Here is a 26,424-nt window from a genome sequence, read left to right on the forward strand (position 1 = left end):
ACTTTTGGTCCAGGTCGACCTACAGTGTCAACACATGTTGACCAACACTTGTTGACTTTGGAGTTCGCCATGTCCCATGCATCCCCGTTCCCGGCCCCCGCCGGCGCTTTCGACACCGACGTGCTGATCGTCGGCGCAGGCCCTACCGGCCTCACCCTGGCATCCGCGTTGGCGGCACGCGGGGTGCGGGCCACCGTCATCGATCGGCTGGCCGAAGGGGCCAACAGCTCGCGGGCCGCGGTCGTGCACGCCCGCACGCTGGAGGTGCTGGAGCCGCTCGGCGTTGTCCCGCGGCTGATCGAACGCGGTCTGCCGGCACGGCGCTTCACGATCCGCGACCGCGACCGCGTGCTGGTGCCGATCGACTTCGACAAGCTGCCGACCTCGTACCCGTACACGCTGATGGTGTCGCAGGCGGTGACGGAGCAAGTGCTGCTCGAGCGTTTCGTCGAGCTCGGCGGAGAGGTGTTGCGGCCTCGCCGGCTTGTCGCCCTGGCGCACGACTGCTCAGGCGTCACCGCCACGCTCGAAGACGGCAGCCGGCTGCGCGCCCGCTACGCGGTCGGCGCCGATGGCGTGCACAGCACCGTGCGCGAGAGCGCGGGGATCGCGTTCTCGGGAGGCAGCTACGGTGAATCCTTCGTGCTGGCCGACGTGCGTCTCGCCGGCGGCGTGCCGCAGGCCGAGGTGATCCTCTACTTTTCGCCGGCGGGCATGGTGGTGCTGGCGCCGCTGCCCGGCGGCGTGCACCGCATCGTCGCGACGGTGGCCGACGCACCCGAGCACCCGAGCGCCGCGTACGTGCAAGCCCTGCTCGATGACCGGGGGCCCCAGCGCGAACGCGCGATCGTGCACGAAGTCCTGTGGGGATCGCGCTTTCGCGTTCACCACCGCATCGCCGATGCGTACCGCACGGGCCGCGTCGTCCTCGCCGGTGATGCCGCTCACGTCCACAGTCCTGCCGGCGGACAGGGCATGAACGCGGGCATCCTGGATGCGATGCGGCTGTCCGGCGCGCTGGTCGACGCCCTGGCCGGCGACGAGAGTGCGCTGGACCGCTACGGCATCGAGCGCCGCCCGGTGGCGCAGCAGGTCGTGGCCCTCGCTGACCGCCTCACTCGCCTGGCGACGGTGCGCCCGGCATGGCGTGCCCTGCGAAACCTGCTGCTGTCCACGCTGTCGTGGCTGCCGCTCTTTCGCCGCAACCTGGCGTGGCGGCTGTCGGGTCTGGTGTACCGCTAGTGTCGTGAGTTGGAAATACGTGGCGTTCGATTCGACCAGATGGTGATGATCGGGCGGCTGCGCGAAGGGGCCAATACTGGACGTATCGGCCCCTTCGCGCAGGCGACCGAGGGCGCCATCTGGTCGAACCGAAGGCGGGCCGAAACGGGGCGATCGCCGCGTTGCAGAGTCGGGTCCATACCCCCGGTATGGACCCGACTCCGCGCCTTGCGCTCATCCTCGTTTTGGCCCGTCGAAACGCCACGTATTCCAACTCACGACACTAGGCCTTGCAGGCGCTCCCGATGGCCCGCATGCCGGGCCGACGCACCGTGACCTGATACAGCAGTCCGAGCACGAGCAGGTTCGCCACGCCGCCGAGCGACGCATTGGCGAACGACGGGCGATAGCTGCCGCACAGGTCGTAGAAGAGGCCGCCTTGCCAGCCGCCGAGCGCCATGCCGAGCCAGCCGAAGGACATCACGACGCCGATGGAAAGGCCGGTCCGCCCGCCCGGCGAGTGTTCGCGCGCGCACAGGATGAACGAGGTCATCGCGCCGCTGAACACCAGTCCGAACAGCGCCGACAGCGTGTAGAGCGCGGGCCGCGATTGCATCAGCGGAAACATGAAGGCGAGGGCGGTCTGTCCCGCCGAGGCGACGATGTAGGCCTGCAGACTTCCCGCGCGCTCGGCGAGTCGGCCGAACCCCAGGCGGCCGGCCATCCCGAACACCATCATCACGGCCAGCAGGCCGGCCGACGCCTGCCCATCCAGGCCGAGGTCCGACCCGAGCGCCGCCACATGCACGATCGGCGTGGCCATGCACAGGCAGCAGAACGTCACCGCGACGCACAGCCAGGCGAGCAGCCACGACGACGACACGCCCGGAGGGCGGCTCGGCGAGGCCGTCGCCGCCGGTGCTGCGCCATGGCGCGGCGCATCGCGGATCCACAGGGCCAGCGGGGCCATGACGACCAGGTACAGCACGCCGAGCAGGAGGTAGGCCGGTCGCCAGCCGTACGCGAGCACGAGATGGCGCGCCAGGAAAGGCATCAATCCCTGGCCCAGGGCCCCGCCGGCCGACACCACGCCGATGGCAAGTCCCGGATTTCGCGCGAGCCACAAGCCCGCAAGGCTGTTCAGCGGCGCCATGATGGCGCCGACGCCGGCCAGGCCCAGCACGGCGTGGTACAGGTACAGCTCGAACGTGCTGTCCAGGCGCGACAGCAGCAGGAACGAGATCCCGGGCACGAGTCCACCGCAGAGGATCACGCGACGGATGGGCACGCGGTCCGCGAAGTGGCCCATGACGATCCCGCCGACGCCCGTGGCGACGCCGGCGATCGAGTACGCCAGCGAAAGGTCGGCGCGCGACCAGCCGAACTCCATGCCCAGCGGCATGAGAAACACCGCGATGTTGACGATCGCGCCGAATCCCATGGCCACCATGGCGGCGCACGCGGCCACCATCAGCCAGGCCCGCCGCGAATGCTGCTCGCTGCCGCGTGGATCGGCGCACACGCCGTGGACGGCCTTGACGGGAACGACAGGCATTGCGAGAAACTCCGCTGCGTGGGTAGGGCGGCACGGCAAGAGCGCCGCGCAACCCTCCAATCGCAAAGTCTCGGCAAAAGGCGACAGCGGCGCGCGGTCGACCCCCGCAACGGCCACCGCCGCCATCGGCCCGCGGCAACGCTCAGCCGCGCGCTTCCAGCGTCTTGGTGACCTGGGACGCCATCGTGAAGGCGGCATGACGGCAGAGATCGATGTGGCAGGATCGCGCCAGGCCCTCGCCCCGACTCTCTCCCAAGCGGGAGAGACGACCGTCCTGCCTCGTCCTCGACGGCGGAAAGCGGCGGGGGTGCAGCCAGCCGAGACGCCCATGGACGACCTGCCCACCTTCGATTCCCGCCTGTTCGTCGACCGCCAGGTGCTCGTTGTCGGAGGCACCTCCGGCATCGGTGCCGGCATCGCGGCGGCGTTCTCGAGCCTGGGCGCGAAGGTGATGGTCACCGGCGCCAGCGATGACGATGTCGCTGCGGCAGGCGCCGATCCGCAGCTTCGAGGCGCCGGCTGCATGGCGCTGGACGTGCGTGACGATGCCGCGGTCCGGGGTTGCGTCGATGGCTTGGCCACGCTCGACGTGCTGGTGAACTGCGCCGGCGTCCTGCGGCGCGGCGCCGAGATGGATCCCCACGTCTTTGCCGAGGTGGTGGACATCAACCTCAACGGCACCCTGCGCACCTGTGCGGCCGCGCGCGACAAGCTGCGCGCGAGCCGCGGCTCGATCATCAACACCGCGTCCATGCTGAGCTTCTTCGGCGGTGCGCTGGTGCCGGGCTATTCCGCCAGCAAGGGCGGCGTGGCGCAGCTGACCAAGTCCCTGGCCATCGCGTACGCGCAGGACGGCATCCGCGTCAACGCGGTGGCACCCGGCTGGATCGCCACGCGCCTCACCGATGCGTTGCAGTCCGACCCGGCGCGCAGCGATCCGATCGTCGCGCGCACGCCGCTTCAGCGCTGGGGGCTGCCCCGCGACGTGGCGGGCCCCGTGCTCTTCCTGGCTTCTCCCGCGGCTGCCTTCGTGACCGGCGTGATCCTTCCGGTCGACGGGGGCTACCTCGTCACCTGAAATTGCCGAGCAGGAGTCAACATGATCGTCCAGCTTCCCGGCATCCGGCCGGAGATCGCGCAGCAGGCCATCCCGGACGACGAGCGCGTGTGGGTGCCTCAGGCGAAAGACGTCTGGTTCAGGCCGCTGTTGCTCAACACCGTGACGGGCAGCTGGTGCAACCTGCTGCGCGTTCGCAAGTCCGGCGTGCTGTCGCGGCACATCCATCCGTCGTGGGTGACCGGCCTGGTCCTGAAGGGCGCATGGCGCTACCTCGAGCACGACTGGGTCGCCGTCGAGGGCAGCTTCGTCTACGAGCCGCCGGGCGAAATCCACACGCTGGTCGTCGACGAGGCCGTCGGCGCGCAGGAGATGATCACCTTCTTCAACATCCACGGCGCGATGGTCTACGTCGACGAGGCAGGCGCTGTCACCGGGTATGAAGACGTCTTCACCAAGATCGAGATGTGCCGCAAGCACTACCGCGAATGCGCACTGGGCGAAGGCTACGTGGATCAGTTCGTGCGATAGACGCGCCCCGTCCACGTTGCCCGGCATGACACCTGCGGCGTCCGGGCCGCCGCACGGCCTGCTTGCCCCAATCGGCGGCTGCGGTTAAACCGGCGCATGGATCCCACGCCGCCCATCGAGCCGATGCTCGCCAAGCTCGTCGACGAGCTTCCCGCCGACCCGGGCTTTCTCTTCGAGCCGAAGTGGGACGGCTTCCGGGCGATCGTCTTCCGCACCGCGGACGAGACCCTGCTGCAGAGCCGCGACCTCAAGCCGCTGAACCGCTACTTCCCCGAGCTGGCGCAGGCGCTGCACGACGCGCTGCCCAAGGGCTGCGTGCTCGACGGCGAGATCGTCGTCGTGTCGCCCCGCGGGCTCGACTTCGACGCGCTGCAGCAGCGCATCCATCCCGCCGCCTCGCGCATCGCCAAGCTCGCACTGGAGACGCCGGCGCGCTTCGTCGCGTTCGACCTGCTCGGCGCGGGCGGCCGGTCGACGATGGGGCTGGCGCAGGCCGAGCGGCGCACGCGCCTGGAGCGGCTGCTCGGCAGCATGAAGCCGCCGCTGCACCTGACGCCGATGACGCGCGATCGGGCCGAGGCGCAGCGCTGGCTGCAGCACTTCGAGGGCGCCGGGCTCGACGGCGTGATCGCCAAGCTCGAGTCGGCGGTCTATCAGCCGGGCAAGCGGGCGATGCTGAAGATCAAGCATGTGCGCAGCGCTGACTGCGTGGTCGCAGGCTTCCGCTGGTACAAGGACCGCACCGATGCGATCGGCTCGCTGCTGCTGGGTCTCCACGACGACGCGGGCGTGCTGCAGCACGTCGGCGTGACCTCGTCGTTCACGATGGCGATGCGCCAGCAGCTCCTGCAAGAGCTCGCCCCGCTGCGCGAGCGCGCCCTCGAGTCGCACCCGTGGCGCGCCTGGGCGGGCGCGGTGGTGGGCGATGCGCAGCGCATGCCCGGCGCGCAGAGCCGCTGGAGCGGCGGCAAGGATCTCAGCTGGGAGCCGCTGCGGCCGGAGCGTGTCTGCGAGGTGCGCTACGACCACCTGCAGGGCAACCGCTTCCGCCACGCGACGGTGTTCATGCGCTGGCGGCCGGACAAGCCGCCGCAGGAGTGCCGCTACGACCAGCTGGAGGTGACCACGCCCTACGAGCTGGCAAAAGTGTTCGGGGCGTGACGGCGCACGACCGCCTACGCGGACTTGCGCGCGCCCGGCCGCAACGCCGGCGGCACGCGCGTCAGGTTGATGCGCACCCGATACCACAGCGACGAGCGGCCCCGCATGCGGTCCACCAGCACGTCCGAGGGCTCGAGGTGGGCGGCGGCCTGCGGATGGCTGGCCTTCCACGCTTCGGCGGCCGCGACGGCGTCGGCCTCGCGGTCGGCGCGGGCGATCTCGATCAGCGGCGTGGCGCGGCGTGAGGTCGAGGGCGGCGCGCGACGAGGCTCGCCGGGCGCCTTTCGGTAATGCGGCGGCCAGGGGGCATCGCCCTGGCCTTCGGCCTCCTGGCGGGCCGAGAGCTCGAGCAACGGCTCCAGGGAACCGGCGTGGTCGTCGATGGCCGCGTGCGCGTCGCCGCTCGCCTGCCATCGCTCGGGCACGGTCCACAGCGTGAAGTCGGCAGGGTCGCAGTGGTCGAGCTCCTGCCAGGTGAGCGGCATGGACACGCGCGCGTCGGGCCTCGGCCGCACCGAGTACGCGGAGCTGACGGTGCGGTCCTTCGCGTTCTGGTTGTAGTCGATGAAGACGCCGCGCCGCTCTTCCTTCCACCAGGCACTGGTGGCCAGCTCGGGGGCGCGGCGCTCGACTTCGCGGGCCAGCGCCAACGCGGCCCGACGCACCTGGTCGAAGGTCCAGCGGCGCTCGATGCGCACCAGCACGTGCACGCCACGCGAGCCGGAGGTCTTGGGCCAGCCGGTGAGTCCGACCTGCGTCAGCGCCTCGTGGACCAGGTGCGCGACCTGGCGGATCTGCGGCCATTCCACGCCCGGCACGGGGTCGAGATCGACGCGCAGCTCGTCCGGGTGATCGAGGTCGTCGGCGCGCACCGGGTGCGGATGCAGCTCGAGGCAGGCGAGGTTGGCCATCCAGGCGAGATCGGCCGCATGGCGCGGCACCACCTCGTCGGCGCTGCGGCCGGAGGGGAAGCGGATCGACGCGACCTCCAGCCATTCGGGCCGCGTGGCCGGGGCGCGCTTCTGGAAGAAGAACTCGCCGCCGAAGCCGTCGGGGTAGCGCACCAGCACGCACGGGCGTCCGCCGGCACCGCGCAGCGCGCCCTCGGCGACGGCGACGTAGTAGTTCACGAGGTCGAGCTTGCGCACCTTGGCATCGGGGATCAGCAGCTTGTCCGGGTGCGTCACGACGACTTCGCGATCGACGATCGTCAGCCTGATCTCGTCCTTCGCCTTGGCCATGGGCACCAGCCTACGCCTTCACGGCCCGCGCCTGCAACGCGGTCCACTGCTCGATGAGCAGGGTCTCGATGTCGTGCACGGCGCGCCCGGTGGCTTGCGCCACCGCGTCCCGGTAGGGCGGCATGTTCGTGCACTCGAGGACGATGTCCGTGACGAGCGGATGTGCCTCGACGAGCTCGAGGGCGGCCGAGACGACGTCCTGCTGCGCCTGCTTCAGATCCAGCGTCGGCTCGTCGGCCAGGATGCGCCGTTGAAACTCGCAGCCGGGCTCCACGCCCTGCACCGGCGTTCCGGCGGGAACGCCTGCGCCGTCGAGCACCGCCGGGCTCAGCGAGGCCGCGGAGATGGTCACGATGCCCGGGCGGGCAAAGCGCGCGGTTTGAAGCAGGCTCGACGTGATCACCGGCACGCCGGCCGCTCGCGAAAGCGTTGCCTGGTAGGCGCTCAGGAACCCGCAGCTCGTCGACAGCATCGTGGCGCCCTCGCCCACCAGCGCCATGGCCGCGTCGGCAAAGGGCTGCAGCAGGGCCGGATCGGCTTGCCTGACGATGCGCTCGGGGGATGCCCCCTGCACTGTCCGCAAACGCACCGGAATGCCGGCCCGCCGGAAGGTGTCGGGATTCCCGACGTCGCCGATGGGGCGCGGGAAGCGCGTGTCCAGCATCAGGATGCCGAGAAAGCCTTGGCGAGAACCCTTCATCGGTGAACCTTTTCAGCGCCCCGGCAGATCATGCTCATGTGCTTTGCACAAAAGTGTGAAGAAGCGACATGGCACTCGCGCCATGCATCCCCGGTTCGCCGAAAGTGCCACGGCACCGCGCATCGGGCCCGGCTGGTGTCAGCTCGCCGAACACCGACGACGAGGCGCCGTGACCTGCCGGTCGAAGCATGTGAAGTGCCCGCCGCAGGCCATTCCCCCTGAATCGGGGGGCGAGTCGCGGAGACGCTTGTCGACGGGACGGGAGCGACGATTGCTGCAAACGTGCACCGCATTCGAAAGGGCACGCCATGAAGGAAACCCCGTCCGACCCCCACCCGCTGAGCAACCTGGAATACGACTGGATCACGCTCATCCAGAACAAGGCGCAGGCCTTGATGGCCTACGACCAGTACATCAAGGACGCGGAAGAGGCGAAGTCGCCCGAATGCGTCGCCTTCTTCCGCCGTGTGCACGACGCCGACAAGGCCCAACTCGCCGAGGCCCGGCAGCACCTGACTGCGGTGCTGCAAGGCAAGATGGGAGCCGGATCGAAGTAGCCGTCTTGCCTCATCCCTCGGCGACCAGGCGTGCCTCGAGCTCAGCGGGCGTGACCTTGGGAAACGACCCGCGCGTGGGATCCTCGCGCAGCGCATCGAGCACGTCGGCCACTGTCTCGGCCACGGCGCGGATGCGCAGGCCCGCGGCCACGGCGCGGTCGTTGCGCGCGAGCAGCATGCCGCCGAATTCAGGATCGTCCTCCGGCAGCCACAGCGGCAGGCCGGTCCACGGCGTCACGCCCGCGGCGAGCAAGTCGGCGTCCGGGCGCCACACGAAGCGGGCGTCGGTGCCCGCCACGTCGCGGCAGGCGTCGAGCAGCGTGCGCATCGCCAGGCCAGGCCCGACGGCGTTGAACGTGCCGCCTTGCCGCGTCTCGGCCAGCTGCACGCACCACGCGGCCAGGTCTCTCGCATCGATGAACTGGACGGGACGCTCGGGACGGCCGGGCGCGAGCACGCTGCCGCCCTGCGACACGCGCCACGGCCAGTAGGCGAAGCGGCCGGTGGGGTCGTGCCGCCCGACGATCAGTCCCGGGCGAACGATGGCGGCGTGCTCCGCACAAAGCACTCGCACCGCCTCTTCGGCGCGCGCCTTCTCGCCGCCGTAGCCCGTGGTGTCCCCAGTGACCGGCGCCTCCTCGTCGTGCGGCCGGCCGGGCGGAAAGCGCGCCACGACGGAGATGGAGGAGACGAACACCCAATGCGGCAGCGGCGGCTGCAGCGACGACGCCACGGACATGATCTGGGCCGGCCGGTAGCCGCTGCAATCGATCACTGCGTCGAAGGACCTGCCGCGCAGCGCTGAGGTGTCGCCGTCGCGATCGCCCACCAGCGCCTCCACCGCCGCGGGCCAGGCGACGGCGCGACGGCCGCGGTTGAACACCGTCACCTGGTGCCCGGCCTGCAAGGCGGCATCGACGACATGGCGGCCGAGAAAGACGGTGCCGCCCAGCACGAGCAGCTTCATCGAAGAAGACGATGGCATGCCGGCGATGATGTCACGACGACCGCGCCGCCACGTTCGGATCTCGATGGACGAGCGCTGATCCTCGCGCGAGGCCCTGGCTGCACGCAGCGCTTCTTTCTTGCGACTCAAGACCCACCTGCCGCCGTGGTGTTGGGGATTGCGGGGGCGGGATCCATACTCGCTCGAGAGGGAGCGGAGGCCATGCAAGTCTCTCCGTCGTTCGAGCCTGTCAAGATCCGCTTGCGCGCGGCATGGCGGTCACGACGGATGTGCGAGTTCCTCGAGCGGCTGCGTCCGCCCCCCGGTGCGACCGTGCTCGACGTCGGCGGCAGCGTCGACATCTGGGACCTCGTCGATCACCGCCTCGACGTCACCCTGCTCAATGTCGACGAAGCCCATGCGCTGGGCTTTCGTGCGCCCGGCGGCACGACGCGCCGTTACGCCATCGCCATCGGCGACGCGTGCGACCTCGGGCGCTTCGCGGACCGATCGTTCGACATCGTCTTCAGCAACAGCGTCATCGAGCATCTCGGCGACGACTCGCGCGTGCTCCGCTTCGCCGATGAAGTTCGACGCGTCGGCAAGGGCTATTGGGTGCAGACGCCCGCCTGGCTGTTCCCCATCGAATCGCACACGGGCCTGCCGTTCTACTGGCTCTATCCGCCTGCCGTGCGCAGCGCCATCGCGCGCCGACTGGACCTGCGCTACGCGAAGAATCCATGGTCGTGCCCGATCGCGCAGACGCGATCGTTCAGGCTGAAGCGACTGCGCGCGCTCTTTCCCGATGCGTCGGTCTACACCGAGCGCGTGGGCGGCATGACCAAGTCCTGGTGCCTTTATCGAACGATGTCGGAGACGCCGCCATGCAGCTGAAAACGGTTGTCGGCATGGGAATGCAGCGGGTCGGCCAGGAACTGCGCGAAGCGGTGTACCTGTCCACCGGATGGGACACCACCCGGCCGCAGACCATCGGCGTCGTGCTGACCGAGCGATGCAACTACAAGTGCCTGTCATGCGCCTGCTGGCGAAGGCCGGAGTACCCGCCGGAACTCGGCCTCGAGCAGTGGATCGCCGCGCTCGCCGACCTGCGAAGCTTCGTCGGCAACTTCACCGTCGATTTCGGCGGCGGCGAGCCTTTCGTCTACAAGCCGTTCCTGCCTCTCGTCGAGTGGTGCTGCGGCGCGGGCATACGCTGGACGATGACGACCAACGGCTCGGCCCTGTCGCCGCGGAACGCGCAGAGGCTTGCCAACGCCGCGCCGTTTTCGGTCGGCATCTCGGTCGATGGCGCGACGGCCGCCGTTCACGACCATTCGCGCGGTGTTGCCGGCTCGCTGGACACGATCGCCAAAGGCGTGCGAACGCTCAGGGCGATGAGGGATCAGGCAGGCGCTTCGTTCGGCATCCGCATCAAGCCCACCGTGCACCGCCACAACTTCCGCGAGATGCCGGCCTTGGTGCGATGGGCCGAAGACGTCGGCGCATCGTCCATCGACTTCAGTCCGGTCCGGCACTGGACGCCCGAAGTGGAATCGCAGCTGTGGCTGCGGCCCGAGGACGAGCAGGCGCTGACCGAAGTCGTCGACGCCTTGATCGAGATGAAGCGCGCGGGCGCTGCCATCGAGACCGAGGAGCAGCGCATGTTGTCGTGGGCCGCGCATTTCAGGGGCGAGACGATCGTGCCCTCGCATCCGCCATGCCGCGTGGGGTTGCGCGACTACTGCATCCTGCCGAACGGCGACGTCAGGAGCTGCTGGTTCTACCCCGTGCTGGGCAACGTCAAGGACGCTTCCGCGCGGGACATTTGGCGCAGCGCGGCCGCCTCGGACCTGAGGGACCGGATGACGCACTGCCCGAGCTTCGGCGACCCGAAGTGCGCGGCCTCCTGCCTGTCGCATCGAACCCTGGCGGAGGATGCGCGCCGGGCCTTCGTCGTGTTCATGCCGAGGAAGAAGCCGGCGCACGAGCGCTTGCCCGCGTAGCACAGGGGTCGAACGCCATGCGCATCCTCACCTTCGACATCGAAGACTGGTTCCACGTCCTCGACAACCCGGCCACCGATGCGCCGGCCGCCTGGCCCGGCCTCGACTCGCGGGTGGAGCGCAACACCGACCGCATCCTCGACGAGCTCGGATCGCGCGGCATGAGGGCGACCTTCTTCTGCCTCGGCTGGGTGGCCGAGCACCACCCCGGCCTCGTGCGCCGCATCGCGGCGCAGGGGCACGAGGTGGGCACGCATTCGCATGCGCACCTTCCCATCGACCGCCAGCAGCGCGGGACCTTCGAGGCGGACCTGGTCCGCTCGATGAAGGTGCTCGAGGACCTGACGGGCCAGGCCGTCACGTTTCATCGGGCGCCGGGGTTTTCGTTGACACCGGCGTGCGGGTGGGCCGTCGAGGTGCTGCTCGCGCACGGCATCTCGGTCGACTGCTCGGTGTTCCCGCTGCGCCGCCCCGGCGACCGCTTCGACGTTCCGCTTGGCGGACCGTTCACGATCCACTCGCCGCATGGCCGGTTGCTGGAGCTTCCGGTCAGCGCGGCGCGCTGCATGGGCATGCGCTACGTCTGCGGCGGCTCGGGCTACTTCCGGCTGGCCCCGCAGGGCGTCGTGCGTCGTCATCTGGCGCGGGACGACTACGTGATGAGCTACTTTCATCCACGCGACTTCGACAGCGCGCAGCCGTGGGTCGAGGGCCTGTCGCTGTTTCGGCAGATCAAGCTGCGCGTGGGCTTGCGCCGCGCGTGGTCCCGGTTCCGGCGTGTGCTCGACGAGTTCGACTTCGTCTGCGTCGGGGACGCCGTGCGACGCATCGACTGGGCCACGGCACCGGTCGTGCCGCTGACGCGCCACATGGCGGGCCGTCCGTCGCCGCTGGAGGCGCTGCCCCTGTGGGGCGAGAAGCATGCTGGACGTTGACGCTGTCCGCGGCGACGCGCCGGCAGCCCCGCGCCGCGTTCAGATCGGCGATGTGCTGATCGATGCCGTGCACCTGGACGAGCTCATGGCCGCGGTGCAGCAGGCCTGCCGCGCCCGCACGCCACTGCAGATCGTGACGGTGAACATCGACTTCATCCGGCTGGCGCAGCGGTCGCGCGCCTTTCGCCGGGTGATCCACGAGGCGGCGTGGGTGGTGCCCGACGGAAGGCTGGTGCTGTGGGTGTCGCGCCTGCTGGGCGAGCCGCTGCCGGAGCAGATCACGGGGCATGACCTGGTGCGTGAATCGATTCGCCTGGCCCGTGCGCACGGCCACCGCATGTTCCTGCTCGGCGGGATGCCGGGTGTTGCAGCTGACGTGGCGCGCAGGCTCGAACGCGAGAATCCGGGACTGTGCGTGCAAGGCGACGACGGCGGATCGTTCTCGGCCGACGGCGACAACGAAGACAACGCCGCGCTCGTGCAACGCATTCGCGAGTTCGAGGCCGACCTGCTGTTCGTGGCGCTCGGCGCCCCGAAGCAGGAGTTGTGGCTCGCGCGCAACCTGCATGCCACCGGCGTGTCGGTCGCGGTCGGCGTCGGCGGCGTGTTCGACACCTTGAGCGGGCGACTGCCGCGAGCGCCTCGCTGGATGCAGGTGGCCGGACTCGAATCCCTGTTCCAGCTTCTCATCGCGCCGCGCCGCTATGCGCGTCGCTACGTGCTCGAGGACCCGCCAACGCTCGCTCGCGTCGCGTGGCTCGCGCTCGTCACGCGGGTGACCCGCAAGCGCCGCGCCTGAGGCACGCGACCGCGTCAGTGCGCCATCAGGACCGGCAGCGATCGGCGTACAAGGCGCGATCGATTCCTGACGGCGTCGCGACGGCTACGAAGTCTCGTCGCGCTTGCGCGCCACCTTGTGAAGCAGCTCGATGAGGATCGCCCGTTCGCCGTTGCTCAGGTGGGAGAACGCCAGACGTTCGCCTTCGATGAGCCGCTGCGTCGCCGATTCCGCGATCTGACGTCCCTCTTCGGTGACGTGGATGTGCTGGGTCCGCCGGTCGCTCGCGCTGGCCTCCCGCCGGATCAGCATGCGGCCTTCCAGGCGCTCGAGCCACAGCTTGATGTTGGGCGCCGTCACGGCCAGCGCGCGTGCCAGGCGCGCGGCCGTGCCGCCGGGGTTCTCCTTGATCAGCACGAGGATGGTGAACTCCACCGGCCGCAGCCCGAGCGGCTCGCCCACCAGCCGGTGGAAGACGCCCAGCGTGGCGATCGAGGCCTGCGCGATCTGGTAGCCGATGACGCCATGGAGACGCGCTTCGTCGAGGTTGCCGGCGGGGGTGGTGTCGCCCCCCGATGCCTTTCGATTGGCCATGGCACGCATTGTCGTTGCATCGCGCCATGGCGAACGGCTCACTGGCAGGTGAAGCTGTCCGCGGACTCGAGGCTGCCCGTGCCGTTGTAGCGCGCCACCTTCGGATACGGGCACAGCGGACGGCTGCGGTTGGCGGCCCACGCGGCCGGCACTTCCGCGTTGACACCGCCGGCATTGCCCGCGCCGCGCGCGCTGGCCACGATGCGATCGGGCGCCTGTCCCTGCTCCACCCACGCGACGAGCGGCGAGAGCACGTCGAACTGGTCGGTGGCCGGTCCGCCCGAGCAGTGCCCCATGCCCGGAACGCGGAAGAAGCGCGCGAAGTTGGAAGCGTCCCCGCCGTTGGCCGTGCGCAGGCCGTCGTACCAGGCCGCGCTGTCGTTCACCGAAAAGATCGGATCGCTCACACCGTGATAGACCAGCATCTTGCCGCCGCGATTCTTGAGGGTCGACAGGTCGGTCGGATGGGGCGGCGTCATGAAGCTCATCGCCGACTCGGTGTAGGTGGCGTCGGTGGCATTGATCTGCGCGACCAGCGTGTCGATGTTCGCCGACAGGCTGAACGCCGGGCCGTTGAACCCGCTGGCCGATTCGGGCGGGACCTTGAAGACGAAACCGACAGAGCCGGAGTCGAGGGCCAGCGGCGCGGTGAACTCCCAGAACGCGATGCCCGCGGCGGCGAGCCCGCTGTCGTACGGGAAGCTCGCATACACCGGCGCGCCGGTGCTGGTGGTGGCGCCGCTGAAGATCGGTGCGATGGCGCTCTTCTGCGCCGCGGACAGGCAGGTGCCGTCGCGCGCGCCGCTGCAGGTGGGCACGTCGTTGGCAAGGCTGAAGGCGGCCTGGCAGGCGTTGGTGTCCTGCACCAGCCCGTCGGTGGCGCCGTCCAGCGCATCGCACTTGGCCAGCACCGCATTCGCCACCAGCGTGCGCTCGGCCGGCGTGAATGCCGTCGACAGGTCGGCCGGGTCGGTCGCGACCGTCGCATAGTGCTGCGCGCCGAAGATGTTGGCCACGGCCGCCTTGGGCAGGTTGTAGCCGGGCGCGCCGGCGAGGATGCCGTCGTATTGGTCCGAGTAGCGGGCCGCCGTCACCATCGCGTGGCGTCCGCCGTTGGAGCAGCCGCCGAAGTAGGAGCGGTCCGGAGCCTTTCCGTAGGTCGCCTGGATGACGCCCTTGGCCATCGGCGTCAACTTGCCCACCGCCTGGTAGCCGTAGTCGAGCCGGGCCTGCGGGTCGATGCCGTAGGTGGGGCCCAGTGCGCCCGCATGGCCCGCGTCGGAGCTGAGGACCGCGAAGCCCTGCACCAGCGCGCTGGTGAGCGGGCCGCCGCCCAACGTGCCGTTGGCCGTCACCACGTTGCCGTCGAGGCCGCCGTTGCCCTGGTGGTAGAAGCGCCCGTTCCAGTTGCGCGGCAAGCGCATCTCGAAGCTGATGGCATAGCTCTTCCCGTCCACGGCGCTGACACGCTCGTGCATGCGGCCGGTGACCAGGCAGTGCTCCGCGATCGGCTGGCCGGCGAGCGTCAGCGTGCCGGCGGCGACGGTGCTGGCGGCGGTGATGGTGGTGTTGGCCGGGCTGCCGATGCGTGCGGCGAGGGCGGCGCAGTCCCCGGTGTAGGTGGCCGCCTGTGCGGCGGCCAGCTGCGGCAGGCCGGGCGATACGTCGTCGTCGCCGCCGCAGCCCGCCAGGGACAACAGCAGCAGCACAGCGGGCAGGGCGGCGCAAGCCGCAACGCGGGAGGAACGAAACATCACGGTGTCTCCTGTGAGGCTCCACGAATCGGAGCCATATCGTTAAGGTACTAAACGAAAACGACCAGGAGACAGCGGGTTTTCACCCAAGACACATCATTCCGTTACTAATCGATTGGCGAATGGCGGCATCCGGCCCGGAAAAGCCAGAGGGCGCACCGCGGAGCGATGCGCCCTCTGAAAGGTCCCGACGTTGCGGGACACGCCAAGCGAGCTCAACCCGCGTAGAGCGCGTTGAACGACGCGTCATGCGCCGCGGCGCGTGCCTGCGCGCGCACCTCTTCACGCGACACGCCGGCGGCGGGCGTCTCGGCGAACACGGTCGCTTCGGTGAAGGTGACGGCGGCGCTCTGCTGCGACTGGGCTTCGGCACGGGTGAGCGTCGACGGCGCAGGCGTGAACTGCTCGGCTTCGACGGCGAGGGCCGCTTGGCCGATGACGGCGAGTGACAGGGCGGTGATCAGGGTCTTGGCGTTCATGATGATTTCCTTTGAGACAGGGTCTGTTGTTTCCTGGCAGGGCGGTCATCGCGGGCCGTCTTGTCAGCTCGTGAACCGTGGTTCGTGTTCGGCTCATCGATGGGATGAACTGTAGGCAGTGCTTGCGGCCGGATAAATGGTCGAATTCCGAATGCCCCATTGCATCTGCAGCAAGAATGGGCGCCATGGCCGCCTTCATCCGTCAACGCTGCTTCGCCGTCGTGCTGGGCGTGCTGCTGCTCGCCGCATGCGCCAGTCGCGAGCCGGCGCCCGAGGTGCCGGCGCTGCGTCCCGCCGAGGCGCGGGCCCTCATCGCCGAGCTGCTGCCTGCGCAGACCGCCGACCGCGGCGGATGGGCGACCGACATGTACGCGGCGCTGGCGTCGCTGCAGATCGCAGCGACTGCGCCGAACATCTGCGCCGTGATCGGCATCGTCGAGCAGGAGTCCGGCTTTCGCGCCGACCCCGCGGTGCCGGGTCTCGCGGCCATCGCGTGGCGGCAGATCGAACAACGCGCAGAGCGCGCCGGCGTGCCGATGCTCGTCGTGCGCGGCGCGCTGCAGCTGTCCTCGCCCACCGGCCGCAGCTACAGCGAGCGCATCGACAACGCCAAGACCGAGCGCGAGCTGAGCGAGATCTTCGAGGACTTCATCGGCATGGTGCCCATGGGCACGCGCCTGTTCTCCGGCTGGAATCCGGTGCGCACCGGTGGCCCGATGCAGGTCAGCATCGAGTTCGCGCAGCGCCATGCGCAGGCCAGGCCCTATCCGTATCCGGTCGGCGGCAGCATCCGCCGCGAGGTCTTCACGCGTCGCGGCGGCTTGTATTTCGGAGTCGCGCATCTGCTCGGCTATCCCGCGTCATACGACAAGCCGCTGTACCGCTTTGCCGACTTCAACGCGGGCCACTACGCCAGCCGCAACGCGGCACTGCAGAACGCCATCAGCGTGGCCTCGGGCATCCCGCTGGTGCTCGACGGCGACCTGGTGCGCCGCGACGACGAAGACCGCAAGCCGGGCCAGACCGAGACGGCGGCGCGCGTGCTCGCCCAGCGCCTGCGCATGGGCGAGAGCGACATCCGGCATGACCTGGAGCAAGGCGACGGCGAGACGCTGGAGCGCAGCACGCTGTACCAGCGCGTGTTCGCCCTGGCAGACGCCGTCGAGGGGCGCGCACTGCCGCGTGCGGTGCTGCCGCAGATCGATCTGCGCAGCCCGAAGATCACCCGCAAGCTGACGACGGCGTGGTTCGCCAATCGTGTCGACGAGCGCTATCGGCGCTGCCTGGCGCGTGCGGGATAGCAGCGCGCGCCGATCGACCTGACGTTCGGCCTAAGCCCGGTGCACAAAGGCCGATGGCGCCTCATGCGTCGTCGAAGAACTCCAGCAGAAGGCTCGCCACCTCGTCCGGCCGTTCGCGCTGCAGGAAGTGTCCGCAGCCTTCGAGCCGTGCGCAGCGAAAGCCGCCGCGGTAGAACGCTTCCTGCCCGAGCTGCGTGTCCTCGAACAGGTCGACGCCGTCGCGCGCGCCCTGCAGGTTCAGCGTCGGCTGCGTGATCGCCGGGGCCGTGGCGAGTTGCCGGCCCGCGGCAGCGTCCCGAGGATCCGCGTGGGGGTCCGCATCCGGCGGCCGATAGGCCGACAGCACGACATCGACCCAATCCGGGTTGGCCAGCGAGCGGGCCACGGCCGCGAAGACTTCTTCGCTGAAGCGCCATCCCGGCGACCATTGCTGCCACAGGTAGCGCGCCAGCCCGGCGGCATCCTGGCGCAGCAGCGGCTCGGCGATGGCCGACTGGAACAGCCACTGGTACCAGCCGGCGTGGAAGGTGGCCCATGACGGACGCTTGCCTTGCGCGAAGACGGCCATGTTGAGCAGCCCGTGGCCGTTCAGCACGACGAGCTTGTCGACGCGCTGCGGATGCAGCATCGCGAGCGCCTGCGCGGTCGCCGCGCCCCAGTCCTGTCCGACGACGATGGCGCGCTCGATCTGCAGCCCATCCATCAGATGCACCACATCGCGTGCCCGTGCCGCGACCTGGCCGCTGCGCGGCGTTTCCTTCGACAGGAAGCGCGTGGGGCCGCAGCCGCGCACGTGCGGCGCGATCGCATGGCGGCCGGCCGCTGCGAGCCGGCCGCCGACTTCGTTCCAGGCCGTGGCGTCGTCCGGGAAGCCATGCAGCAGCATGATGGGCATGTTCGTCGTGCGGCGTCCGTGGGTCTCGAAGGCGATCTCCAGCTGATCGGTCGTGATGCTCTCCATGAGTCCTCCATGGGGGTGTGAGGGTCGAAGGTCGCGGTCGGCAGGCGCTCAGCATAATCACCGGCCTCTTGACGGAGAGGAGACACGCCATGAACCCATTCAAGTTGCAGGCAGCCGGTGCGAGCATGCTGGCCGCGCTGCTGATCGGCTGCGCCACCGGCGCCGGTGACGGCGGCTGGACCACGCTGGTCGACGGCACCCGGGGCCTGGAAAATTTCAACCGCGTCGGCGAGGCCAACTGGAGCGCGGCCGACGACGCGATCCAGGCGAGCTCGGGCGGCAAGGATCCGGCCTACCTGGTCTCGAAGACGCCGTACAAGGACTTCGCGATGCGGGTCGAGTTCTGGGCCAGCGACGACGCCAACAGCGGCGTGTTCGTGCGCTGCCAGGATCCCGCCAAGATCAACGACGAGAGCTGCTACGAGGCCAACATCTTCGACCAGCGTCCGGATCCGACGTATGGCACGGGAGCGATCGTGAAGGTGGCCAAGGCGCCGGACCCGATGCCCAAGGCGGGCGGCAAGTGGAACACGTACGAGATCACCGCGCGCGGTGATCGGCTGGTGCTGGTGCTCAACGGCCAGAAGACCGTCGACGTGCAGGACGCCAAGCTCGCCAGCGGGCCGTTCGCGCTGCAATGGGGTCGGGGCACGATCAAGTTCCGCAAGGTGCAGGTGAAGGCGCTCTGACGCGCCGCCTCACCACTGCGACGGCGCGTGCGTGCGCCGTCCGGTCCAGCGTTCGATGGCCGCGGCCAGCAGCGCGCTGCTGACCGGCTTGGTCATGTAGTCGTCCATGCCCGATTCGATGCAGCGATCGCGGTCGCCCGCCAGCGCGTCGGCCGTCAGGGCGACGATGGGCGTGTGCAGGCCGCCGTCCTCGTCTTCACGGATGCGCCGCGTCGCTTCGAAGCCGTCCATCACTGGCATGTGGCAATCCATGAAGACGACGTCGTAGCGGTCCTGTGCGAGAGCGTCGCGTGCGGCTGCGCCGTCGCCGACCACGTCGACGGCGCAGCCCAGCTTGCGCAGCATCTCGCCGACGACCATCTGGTTGACCATGTCGTCCTCCGCCAGCAGCACGCGCGCGGAAAGCTCCCCGCTGGCAATGGGGTCCGGCGGCACCGGTTCGGGCTGATCGGCGGCCTTCGCCAGCGGCAACTCCAACCAGAACGTCGATCCCTCGCCGAGCCGGCTGTGCACGCCCACGGTGCCGCCCATCAGCCGGGCAATGTCCCGCACGATGGCCAGGCCCAGGCCGCTGCCGCCGTGGCGGCGGGTGGTCGATGCGTCGGCTTGCGTGAACGCGTCGAACACCGTGTCGAGCTGAGCGGGCGCGATGCCGATGCCGGTGTCGCGCACTTCGAAGCGCAGGCGCATCGTGTCGGGCGCGTCCTCCACGACGGCGGTGTGAACGTCGACGCGGCCGCGTTCGGTGAACTTCAGCGCGTTGTGCAGCAGGTTGACCAGCAGCTGGCGCAGGCGCACGGGGTCTCCGTGCAGGCGCTGCGGCAGGTCCTGCGGCAGCGTGCAGCTCAAGGTGATCGGCTTGTCGCGCGCGGTGGCCGACATCAGGTCGACCGCTTCGGTGACCAGGGCGCGCAGGTCGAAGCTCGTTTCGTGCAGATGGAGCTTGCCGGCTTCGATGCGCGAGAGGTCGAGCACGTCGTCGATCAGCGCGAGCAGCGCCGTCGCCGAGCGGTGGGCCGTGTGCGCGTAGCGCTGCTGGCGCGGCGTCAGCGCGGTGTCGAGCAGCAGCTCGGTGGCGCCGAGAATGCCGTTCATCGGCGTGCGGATCTCGTGGCTGATCACCGCCAGGAATTGCGACTTGGCCACGTTGGCCTGCTCCGCCATGCGGCGCGCCTGGTCCAGCTCCTGCGTCTGCTGCTCCAGCGCATGCGTCTTCTGGCCCAGGCTGTCGACGAGTTCGCGCGCCGTGCGCATGGCCGCGCGCATGCGATCGCGCAATCGCTCGGTCACCGAGCCGGTGAACGCGAGGTAGATGCCCAGCAGGTACATGATGACGGCGATGGCCAGCCGATCGAACCAGCGCGCGCTGCCGGGGTCGTGCAACGACACCCACACCGAGTAGGCGAGGTACAGCACGATCACCACGTTGTTGAAATAGAACGCCCGCCAGAACCCGAAGCCGACCTGGTCGGCCACGCGAACGAGCAGCAGGTAGGCGAAGAACAGGTGGCTCTGCTCGAGGTGATGCAGGTTCGCCAGCCACACCAGCACGTCGAGATGCAGGAACAGCAGGCTCAGGTCGACGCGGCCGGTGCGCCCGTGCCCGAAGCGCAGCGCCAGCCAGCTCAGCGCCGCGAACGCAACGTTGATCGCCAGCAGCCGCCACAGCGCCGGCTGGGCAATCGTGCCGTGGACCCGAAGGTCGTGCAGCACGGCGATGACGCACAGGATGGCGAAGCCGGCCGCACGAATGACCGGGATCTGCATCGTGTGAACGCGGCGCGCGCTGGCAGCCTTGCGCTGCGCGAGCACCGTCGCATCGAGCGTGAAGCTGTCGTCGCTGCCGCGCGCGACCTTCGGGTCCACGTCAACCCTTCGCGAAGTCGAGAGCCGCCGCATGTTGACCGCTTTCCGCGGTCCGGACAATCCGAACATCGCCGGCATCACGCCGGCGCGCGGCGATCTGCGATGGCGCTGAGGGTGCACGCCGCGCTGTTTCGCCGTCTTGCGGGTGCTTCACGAAGCTTTACCTGGCCTTCGCACCGGGCCCGTGAACGGCTGACGGCGCGCAGCCGTTGGAGTCTGGCAGGTCGCGAATCTCGCGGCCATGCTTGCAAAGCAAAGGAGTTGGATTCATGAGCAGCAGGAAACTGATCGCCGTGGCATTGGCCCTCACCGGCGCCGTCGCGGCAGGCGCGGCGCAAGCGCGCGACGACGTCCAGTGGTCGGTGACGATCGGCACGCCCGTCTACTCGCAGCCCGTGCCGGTGTACTCGCAGACTGTGCCGGTCTACACGCAGCCGGCGCCCGTCTACGTGCGGCCCGCCCCGGTGTTCGTGCAGCCCGCGCCGGTCGTCCGCTACGGCTATCACCAGCCGACGCGCTGGGACCGCGACGGCGACGGCGTGCCCAACCGCTACGACACCGTCTACAACCCGCGCTGGGACGTCGACGGTGACGGCGTGCCGAACCGCTACGACCGTCACAACAACCTTCGCCACGATCGCGACGGGGATGGCATCCCGAACCGCTACGACCGCCACGACGGCTGGCGCCGCTGACGCGAGCGGCAGTCGGTCGGGTCAGGCGAGCGCCAGCCGGCCGACTGCCTCGCGCAGCACCTGGCGCACGCGCTGGTGGCCATCGGCGCTCGGCAGCCAGTCGAGCGCCAGGAGGGACGCCCCGTCCCCCAGCCCCATCGGCGCGGCCTCGACGCGGATCGCGGCCGCCAGGGCGGCCGCCTCGAACTGGCGCTGGGCCCGCGGCATGTGCCAGCCGTGGGTGACCAGCAGGATGTGCCGCACGCCCGACTTCTGCAGCAGCGGCACCGCGAATGCGGCGTTCTCGCGCGTGTCGCGCGAGCGGGTCTCCACCCAGCGCAGGGGCAGCCCGAACTCGCGTGACGCGATGTGTGCCGCAACCTCGGCTTCGCCGATGCGCTGTCGCGATTGCGCCCAGCCCAGCCCGCCGCTGAACGCGACCGGCACGCCGGTTTCACGGCTCAGCCACACGCCGTAGCGCAAGCGCTCCAGCGACGCGGCCGCCAGGCTGCCGGATCCGTACTCCGGCGCGAAAGGCTCGACGCCGCCGCCGAGCACGACGATCGCCGCCTGGTGCGCTACCGCCTCGGCCTTGATGGCCTGGATGCGCTCCGCGCTCAGCGCCGGCGGAACGCGCAGGAGGACGCCCTCGAGCCATCGTCCCGCGGCCATCGTCGACGACAGCCACACGCCTGCGACCCCCAGCACAACCAGCGTCCAGCCAAGAATCCGCCGCAAAGGCAGCAGCCACGCACCCACCACCACCAGCAGCAGGAGCGGCACCGGCGGCAGCACCAGCGCGGTCAGGATCGGCTTCCACGCTTCGATGCCGACGGAGGCGAACACGCTGTTCATGCGATGGGAAAGGGCCTTGGACGAGGGGCCGCGATTGTGCCGCAGCGCGATGAGGGATCCCGAGGGCTTGGCCTGGACGGCCCGCGGCAGCATCATGCGGGGCTTCCCCACCAGGAGAGTCCATGACCGACAGAAGCGCGCAGCTTCGGCAGAAGCTCATCCGCAACTTCAACCAGGTCGAGCGCGAGCGCGAACATCGCCCGCCGCTGTACGACACCCAGTGCGCCCGCCTGGCGCCCGGCACCGCCGCGAGCAAGCTGGGCATCAGCATCGATACCCTGGCGCCGGGCATGCGCGGCTGCCCGTATCACTTCCATCACGCGCAGGAAGAAGCCTTCGTGGTGCTGAGCGGCGAAGGCACGCTGCGGGTGGCGGGCGAGATGCTGCCGATCGAGGCGGGCGACACCATCTTCATCCCGCCCGGACCCGAGTACCCGCACCAGATCATCAACACGTCGAGCATGCCGCTGCAGTACCTGTCGATCAGCACGCGCGAGACCCCGGAGATCGTGGAGTACCCGGATTCGGGCAAGTACCTCGCAATGGCCCGCCCGGCCGGCGAGGGACCGGCGTTCAATCGCATGCACCGCGACAAGGATGACCTCGACTACTGGGATGGCGAGCCATGAGGCGGGCCGCTTCGGCCCTGCTCGTGGCGGCCGCCGGCGTGCAGGCGCAGGTCGTCGTGCTCGATCCGGTGGTGGTGAGCGCGCAGCGCGGCGAGCAGAAGGCGTTCGATTCGCCGGCGGCCATCACCGCCGTCACCCGCGACACGATCGAATCGGCCGGCCCGCAGGTCAACCTGTCGGAGTCGCTGAATCGCGTGCCCGGCATCAGCGTGCTGAACCGGCAGAACTACGCCCAGGACCTGCAGCTCTCGATCCGCGGCTTCGGCGCGCGCTCCACGTTCGGCATCCGGGGGGTGCGTGTCATCGTCGACGGCATCCCGGCGACCATGCCCGACGGCCAGGGCCAGGCGTCGACCGTCGTGCTGAGCTCGGCCGGGCGCATCGAGGTGCTGCGCGGGCCGCTGGCGCAGCTCTACGGCAATGCGGCCGGCGGCGTCGTGCAGGTGTTCACCGAGGACGACGCCGAGCGGCCGACGGCCACGCTGTCCGGCGCGGCCGGTCCGTACGGCCAGCGCAAGATCGGGGCCAAGTTCAGCCGCAGCGCCGGCGAAGGCGAAGGGCTGACGGTCGACGTCTCGCACTTCCGCACCGACGGGTATCGCGAGCACAGCGAGGCCGAGCGCGGTCAGCTCAACGCGCGCTGGCGCACTCGGCTGGGCGAGGCGACCCGCCTCAGCGTGGTCCTTAACGCCATCGACCAGCCGGTGTCGCAGGACCCGCTCGGTCTCACGCGTGCGCTGTGGGAGGCCGACCCGCGGCGCGCTGCCGCTGCCGCGACCGCACAGGACGCGCGCAAGTCGGTGCGCCAGCAGCAGCTCGGCAGCGTGGTCGAGCACCGGCTGGGCGAGGACACCACGCTGACCGCGCGCGCCTACGTCGGCGGGCGAGACCTGGACAATGCGCTGTCCACGCCGCTTGCCGCACAGCAGGCGCCGACCTCGAGCGGGGGCATCGTCGAATTCGCACGCGTCTACGCCGGCGCGGCGGCGCAGGTCTCGCACCGGATCCGCCTCGATGCGCAGCGGACGCTGCAGCTCACCGCCGGGGTCGAGCTCGACCGCATGCGCGAGGACCGGCAGGGCTACATCAACGACGGCGGCCAGCGAGGCGACCTGAAGCGCAACGAGCTCAACACCGTACGCAACCGCGATGTGTTCGCGCAGGCCGCCTGGGACGTCGATCCACGCTGGACGCTGACGCTGGGGGCCCGTGCAAGCCGCGTCAGTTTCCGCTCGCAGGACCGCTTCATCGTGCTGCCGGACAACCCGGACGACAGCGGCAGCCTGGCCTATAGCGCGACCAATCCGGTTGCCGGCATCGCGTGGCGCGTCACGTCCGATCTGAATCTGTACGCGAATGCCGGGCGCGGCTTCGAGACGCCGACCTTCACCGAGCTGTCGTATCGGCCGGCCGCCACCGGGCTCAACACCGATCTGCGCGCCTCGCGCAGCCGCCATTCCGAGCTCGGCGCGAAATGGCGCGTCGCCGATGCGCACCGGGTGGATGTCGCGCTGTTCGACATCGAGACGCACGACGAGATCGTCGTCGACACCAATGCAGGCGGACGCTCCACCTTCAAGAACGCGGGGCGCACCTCGCGGCGCGGCGTCGAGCTGGCCTATGCCGGCCGCATGGCTGCGACATGGCGCACCCACTGGAGCCTGACGGCGCTTCGGGCCCGCTTTGTCGACGAGTTCGTGAGCGGCAGCGGCGCCTCGGCAGTCACCGTGCCGGCCGGCAACCGGCTGCCCGGCACGCCGGAGCGCAGTCTGTTCGCAGAGCTGGTGTGGATGCCGCGCCCGGGCTTGCATGCCGCGGTGGAGGTGGTGCACACGGGCAAGCTCTTCGTCAACGACGCCAACGAGGACGCGGCGCCGGCGGCGACCGTCTTGAACCTGCGCGGCGGGGCGTCGCGGGACGTGGGCGGCTGGACGCTCGCAGCGCTGCTTCGGCTGGACAACGCCGGCGACAAGCGCTATGCGGGCTCGGTGATCGTCAACGAGGCGAACAAGCGCTTCTTCGAGCCCGCGCTGCCGCGCAACTGGACACTGGCGTTGACGGCCAAGCGGGCCCTGTAGCGCGCGTCAGTTGAACGCCTGGATGCCCGTCTGCGCGCGGCCCAGGATCAGCGCATGGATGTCGTGGGTGCCCTCGTAGGTGTTCACCGTCTCGAGGTTGATCATGTGGCGGATGACGTGGAACTCGTCGTGGATGCCGTTGCCGCCATGCATGTCGCGCGCCATGCGCGCGATGTCGAGGGCCTTGCCGCAGCTGTTGCGCTTGATCAACGAGACCATCTCGGGCGCCGCCTTGTGCTCGTTGAGCAGGCGGCCCACGCGCAGGCAGCCTTGCAGGCCCAGCGTGATCTCGGTCTGCATGTCGGCGAGCTTTTTCTGGATGAGCTGGTTGGCCGCGAGCGGGCGCCCGAACTGCTGGCGGTCCAGCGTGTACTGGCGGGCGGCGTGCCAGCAGAACTCGGCGGCGCCGAGCGCCCCCCACGCGATGCCGTAGCGCGCCTTGTTCAGGCAGCCGAACGGTCCCTTCAGACCGCTCACGTTCGGCAGCAGGTTTTCCGCCGGCACGAACACGTCGTCCATGACGATCTCGCCGGTGATCGACGCGCGCAGGCTCATCTTGCCCTCGATCTTGGGCGCGCTCAGCCCGGCCATGCCCTTCTCGAGCACGAAGCCGCGGATCGCTTCCTGGCCGCCCACGGTGCCGTCGGCGTTGGCAAGCTTGGCCCACACGACGAACACGTCGGCGATCGGCGAGTTGGTGATCCACATCTTGCTGCCCTTGAGGCGGAAGCCCCCATCCGCCGGTTGGGCGCGCGTCAGCATGCTGCCGGGGTCGCTGCCGTGGTTGGGTTCGGTGAGTCCGAAGCAGCCGACCCACTCGCCGGTGGCCAGCCGCGGCAGGTACTTCTGGCGCTGCGCCTCGCTGCCGTAGGCGTGGATGGGATGCATGACGAGCGAGCTCTGCACGCTCATCGCGCTGCGATAGCCGCTGTCCACGCGTTCCACCTCGCGCGCGACGAGTCCGTAGCTCACGTGGTTGACGCCCGGGCAGCCGTAGCCCTGGATGGTGGAGCCGAGCAGTCCCAGCGCGCCCATCTCGTTCATGATCTCGCGGTCGAAGCGCTCGTGCCGCGCGGCCATGAGCACCCTCGGCTGCAGCCGCTCCTGGCAGTATTGGTGCGCGGCGTCGCGCACCGCGCGTTCCTCGTCGCCAAGCTGGTCGTCGAGGCGAAAGGCATCGTCCCATCTGAATGTGCTGCTCATGGTGTAAGCCTCCACGGATCGGGTGCGACTGATGATAGGCGCGTGGGGATACCGCCCCTGCGCTGAAAATCCTTGTCGCAAACACACGAAAGGCCAGCATGACCATCGACACCATCACTCTCGGCGGCGGCTGCTTCTGGTGCCTGGAAGCGGTCTATGAAAAGGTCGACGGCGTCACCGCGGTGGAGTCGGGCTACGCCAACGGCCATGTCGCCCACCCGACCTACGAGCAGGTGTGCCGCGGCGACACCGGCCATGCCGAAGTGGTGCGCGTGTCCTTCGACACCGAGAGGATCACGCTGCGCGAGATCCTCGAGATCTTCTTCACCATCCACGACCCGACCACGCTCGATCGGCAGGGCAATGACGTCGGCACGCAGTACCGGTCGGGCATCTTCTTCCACACGCCGGAGCAGGAGCGCATCGCCCGCGAGGTGCTGGCGCAGGTGAATGCCCATCATCAGGGGCGGGCGGTGACGCAGCTGCAGCCGGTGGCCAGCTACAGCCGCGCCGAGGAGTACCACCAGCACTACTTCGCCAACCATCCGGAGCAGGGCTACTGCGCGTTCGTCGTCGCGCCCAAGGTGGAGAAGTTCCGCAAGACCTTCGCCAGCCGCGTCAAGGCCTGAGCCGGGTTGGTATGCTCGCGGGCCGCC

Annotated in this window: 26 protein-coding genes; 15 read left to right on the top strand and 11 right to left on the bottom strand. The window is 69.6% G+C overall.

Annotation, left to right across the window (positions count from 1 at the left end; genetic code table 11):
* Nucleotides 1–69: 69 nt before the first annotated feature.
* Nucleotides 70–1,242, top strand: coding sequence for an FAD-dependent oxidoreductase (locus P7V53_RS08980; RefSeq protein ID WP_280155144.1), 1,173 nt, complete (start codon nt 70–72; stop codon nt 1,240–1,242).
* Nucleotides 1,243–1,504: 262 nt separating this feature from the next.
* Here P7V53_RS08980 and P7V53_RS08985 read toward each other — a convergent pair whose 3' ends face one another.
* Nucleotides 1,505–2,776, bottom strand: a complete 1,272-nt coding sequence (locus P7V53_RS08985) for an MFS transporter (protein ID WP_280155145.1) — start codon at nt 2,774–2,776, stop codon at nt 1,505–1,507.
* A gap of 328 nt (nt 2,777–3,104) precedes the next feature.
* Between P7V53_RS08985 and P7V53_RS08990 the strand changes: the two genes are divergently transcribed.
* The 3 genes from P7V53_RS08990 to P7V53_RS09000 all read left to right on the top strand — a co-directional run bounded on the left by P7V53_RS08990 (nt 3,105) and on the right by P7V53_RS09000 (nt 5,525).
* Entirely contained in the window at nt 3,105–3,854 is a 750-nt protein-coding gene (locus P7V53_RS08990) for an SDR family oxidoreductase (RefSeq protein WP_280155146.1), read from the top strand.
* A gap of 21 nt (nt 3,855–3,875) precedes the next feature.
* Complete coding sequence (locus P7V53_RS08995; protein ID WP_280155147.1) at nt 3,876–4,364, top strand: 2,4'-dihydroxyacetophenone dioxygenase family protein; 489 nt, start codon at nt 3,876–3,878, stop codon at nt 4,362–4,364.
* 96 nt (nt 4,365–4,460) lie between these two features.
* Nucleotides 4,461–5,525 (top strand): ATP-dependent DNA ligase, encoded by a 1,065-nt coding sequence (locus P7V53_RS09000; RefSeq protein ID WP_280155148.1) that lies wholly within the window; start codon nt 4,461–4,463, stop codon nt 5,523–5,525.
* Between the two features lie 14 nt (nt 5,526–5,539).
* Here P7V53_RS09000 and ligD read toward each other — a convergent pair whose 3' ends face one another.
* Both ligD and P7V53_RS09010 read right to left on the bottom strand, forming a co-directional pair.
* Nucleotides 5,540–6,766, bottom strand: a complete 1,227-nt coding sequence (ligD, locus tag P7V53_RS09005) for a non-homologous end-joining DNA ligase (protein ID WP_280155149.1) — start codon at nt 6,764–6,766, stop codon at nt 5,540–5,542.
* A gap of 10 nt (nt 6,767–6,776) precedes the next feature.
* Nucleotides 6,777–7,466 (bottom strand): aspartate/glutamate racemase family protein, encoded by a 690-nt coding sequence (locus P7V53_RS09010; RefSeq protein WP_280155150.1) that lies wholly within the window; start codon nt 7,464–7,466, stop codon nt 6,777–6,779.
* Between the two features lie 308 nt (nt 7,467–7,774).
* Between P7V53_RS09010 and P7V53_RS09015 the strand changes: the two genes are divergently transcribed.
* Complete coding sequence (locus P7V53_RS09015) at nt 7,775–8,023, top strand: hypothetical protein (protein WP_280155151.1); 249 nt, start codon at nt 7,775–7,777, stop codon at nt 8,021–8,023.
* Between the two features lie 10 nt (nt 8,024–8,033).
* On the opposite strand, the gene P7V53_RS09020 is transcribed toward P7V53_RS09015, so the two are convergent.
* Nucleotides 8,034–9,008: an NAD-dependent epimerase/dehydratase family protein gene (locus P7V53_RS09020; protein WP_280155152.1), complete on the bottom strand. Its 975-nt coding sequence runs from the start codon at nt 9,006–9,008 to the stop codon at nt 8,034–8,036.
* A 183-nt stretch (nt 9,009–9,191) separates the two neighbouring features.
* Here P7V53_RS09020 and P7V53_RS09025 point away from each other — a divergent pair, with 183 nt between their 5' ends.
* From P7V53_RS09025 to P7V53_RS09040, 4 genes are read left to right on the top strand one after another with little or no spacing between them, the layout of a single operon-like run.
* Nucleotides 9,192–9,863, top strand: coding sequence for a methyltransferase domain-containing protein (locus P7V53_RS09025; RefSeq protein WP_280155153.1), 672 nt, complete (start codon nt 9,192–9,194; stop codon nt 9,861–9,863).
* Between the two features lie 20 nt (nt 9,864–9,883).
* Nucleotides 9,884–10,972: a radical SAM protein gene (locus tag P7V53_RS09030; RefSeq protein ID WP_280156468.1), complete on the top strand. Its 1,089-nt coding sequence runs from the start codon at nt 9,884–9,886 to the stop codon at nt 10,970–10,972.
* Between the two features lie 17 nt (nt 10,973–10,989).
* Nucleotides 10,990–11,907, top strand: coding sequence for a polysaccharide deacetylase family protein (locus P7V53_RS09035; protein ID WP_280155154.1), 918 nt, complete (start codon nt 10,990–10,992; stop codon nt 11,905–11,907).
* Nucleotides 11,894–12,706: a WecB/TagA/CpsF family glycosyltransferase gene (locus P7V53_RS09040; protein ID WP_280155155.1), complete on the top strand. Its 813-nt coding sequence runs from the start codon at nt 11,894–11,896 to the stop codon at nt 12,704–12,706. Before P7V53_RS09035 ends, P7V53_RS09040 begins: the two co-directional genes overlap by 14 nt.
* Nucleotides 12,707–12,790: 84 nt before the next feature.
* Here P7V53_RS09040 and P7V53_RS09045 read toward each other — a convergent pair whose 3' ends face one another.
* The 3 genes from P7V53_RS09045 to P7V53_RS09055 form a co-directional block, all read right to left on the bottom strand.
* Complete coding sequence (locus tag P7V53_RS09045) at nt 12,791–13,279, bottom strand: MarR family transcriptional regulator (RefSeq protein ID WP_280155156.1); 489 nt, start codon at nt 13,277–13,279, stop codon at nt 12,791–12,793.
* Between the two features lie 38 nt (nt 13,280–13,317).
* Nucleotides 13,318–15,033, bottom strand: coding sequence for a tannase/feruloyl esterase family alpha/beta hydrolase (locus P7V53_RS09050; protein WP_280155157.1), 1,716 nt, complete (start codon nt 15,031–15,033; stop codon nt 13,318–13,320).
* Nucleotides 15,034–15,248: 215 nt separating this feature from the next.
* On the bottom strand, nt 15,249–15,512 hold the full coding sequence (locus P7V53_RS09055) for a hypothetical protein (protein ID WP_280155158.1): 264 nt from the start codon (nt 15,510–15,512) through the stop codon (nt 15,249–15,251).
* A 185-nt stretch (nt 15,513–15,697) separates the two neighbouring features.
* Here P7V53_RS09055 and P7V53_RS09060 point away from each other — a divergent pair, with 185 nt between their 5' ends.
* A complete protein-coding gene (locus tag P7V53_RS09060) occupies nt 15,698–16,813 on the top strand; it encodes a DUF1615 domain-containing protein (protein ID WP_280155159.1) in 1,116 nt (371 codons plus the stop codon).
* A 61-nt stretch (nt 16,814–16,874) separates the two neighbouring features.
* Here the strand turns inward: P7V53_RS09060 and P7V53_RS09065 are convergent, their stop codons facing one another.
* The gene (locus P7V53_RS09065; protein WP_280155160.1) at nt 16,875–17,774 is read right to left on the bottom strand and encodes an alpha/beta hydrolase; all 900 of its coding nucleotides are present in this window, start codon (nt 17,772–17,774) and stop codon (nt 16,875–16,877) included.
* Between the two features lie 89 nt (nt 17,775–17,863).
* Between P7V53_RS09065 and P7V53_RS09070 the strand changes: the two genes are divergently transcribed.
* A complete protein-coding gene (locus P7V53_RS09070; protein ID WP_280155161.1) occupies nt 17,864–18,463 on the top strand; it encodes a DUF1080 domain-containing protein in 600 nt (199 codons plus the stop codon).
* A 9-nt stretch (nt 18,464–18,472) separates the two neighbouring features.
* Here the strand turns inward: P7V53_RS09070 and P7V53_RS09075 are convergent, their stop codons facing one another.
* A complete protein-coding gene (locus P7V53_RS09075) occupies nt 18,473–20,329 on the bottom strand; it encodes an ATP-binding protein (protein ID WP_280155162.1) in 1,857 nt (618 codons plus the stop codon).
* Nucleotides 20,330–20,598: 269 nt separating this feature from the next.
* Here P7V53_RS09075 and P7V53_RS09080 point away from each other — a divergent pair, with 269 nt between their 5' ends.
* Nucleotides 20,599–21,024: a hypothetical protein gene (locus tag P7V53_RS09080; RefSeq protein ID WP_280155163.1), complete on the top strand. Its 426-nt coding sequence runs from the start codon at nt 20,599–20,601 to the stop codon at nt 21,022–21,024.
* A gap of 21 nt (nt 21,025–21,045) precedes the next feature.
* Here the strand turns inward: P7V53_RS09080 and P7V53_RS09085 are convergent, their stop codons facing one another.
* Nucleotides 21,046–21,858: a YdcF family protein gene (locus P7V53_RS09085; protein ID WP_280155164.1), complete on the bottom strand. Its 813-nt coding sequence runs from the start codon at nt 21,856–21,858 to the stop codon at nt 21,046–21,048.
* A gap of 122 nt (nt 21,859–21,980) precedes the next feature.
* Here P7V53_RS09085 and P7V53_RS09090 point away from each other — a divergent pair, with 122 nt between their 5' ends.
* Together P7V53_RS09090 and P7V53_RS09095 are read left to right on the top strand one after the other, a co-directional pair.
* A complete protein-coding gene (locus P7V53_RS09090; RefSeq protein WP_280155165.1) occupies nt 21,981–22,487 on the top strand; it encodes a cupin domain-containing protein in 507 nt (168 codons plus the stop codon).
* Entirely contained in the window at nt 22,484–24,565 is a 2,082-nt protein-coding gene (locus P7V53_RS09095) for a TonB-dependent receptor (RefSeq protein ID WP_280155166.1), read from the top strand. Before P7V53_RS09090 ends, P7V53_RS09095 begins: the two co-directional genes overlap by 4 nt.
* A 6-nt stretch (nt 24,566–24,571) precedes the next feature.
* Here P7V53_RS09095 and P7V53_RS09100 read toward each other — a convergent pair whose 3' ends face one another.
* Nucleotides 24,572–25,768, bottom strand: coding sequence for an acyl-CoA dehydrogenase (locus P7V53_RS09100; protein ID WP_280155167.1), 1,197 nt, complete (start codon nt 25,766–25,768; stop codon nt 24,572–24,574).
* 98 nt (nt 25,769–25,866) lie between these two features.
* Here P7V53_RS09100 and msrA point away from each other — a divergent pair, with 98 nt between their 5' ends.
* Nucleotides 25,867–26,397, top strand: coding sequence for a peptide-methionine (S)-S-oxide reductase MsrA (gene msrA, locus P7V53_RS09105; protein WP_280155168.1), 531 nt, complete (start codon nt 25,867–25,869; stop codon nt 26,395–26,397).
* Nucleotides 26,398–26,424 lie beyond the last annotated feature (27 nt).

Source organism: Piscinibacter sp. XHJ-5, from assembly GCF_029855045.1.
Taxonomy (GTDB): Bacteria; Pseudomonadota; Gammaproteobacteria; order Burkholderiales; family Burkholderiaceae_C; genus Albitalea.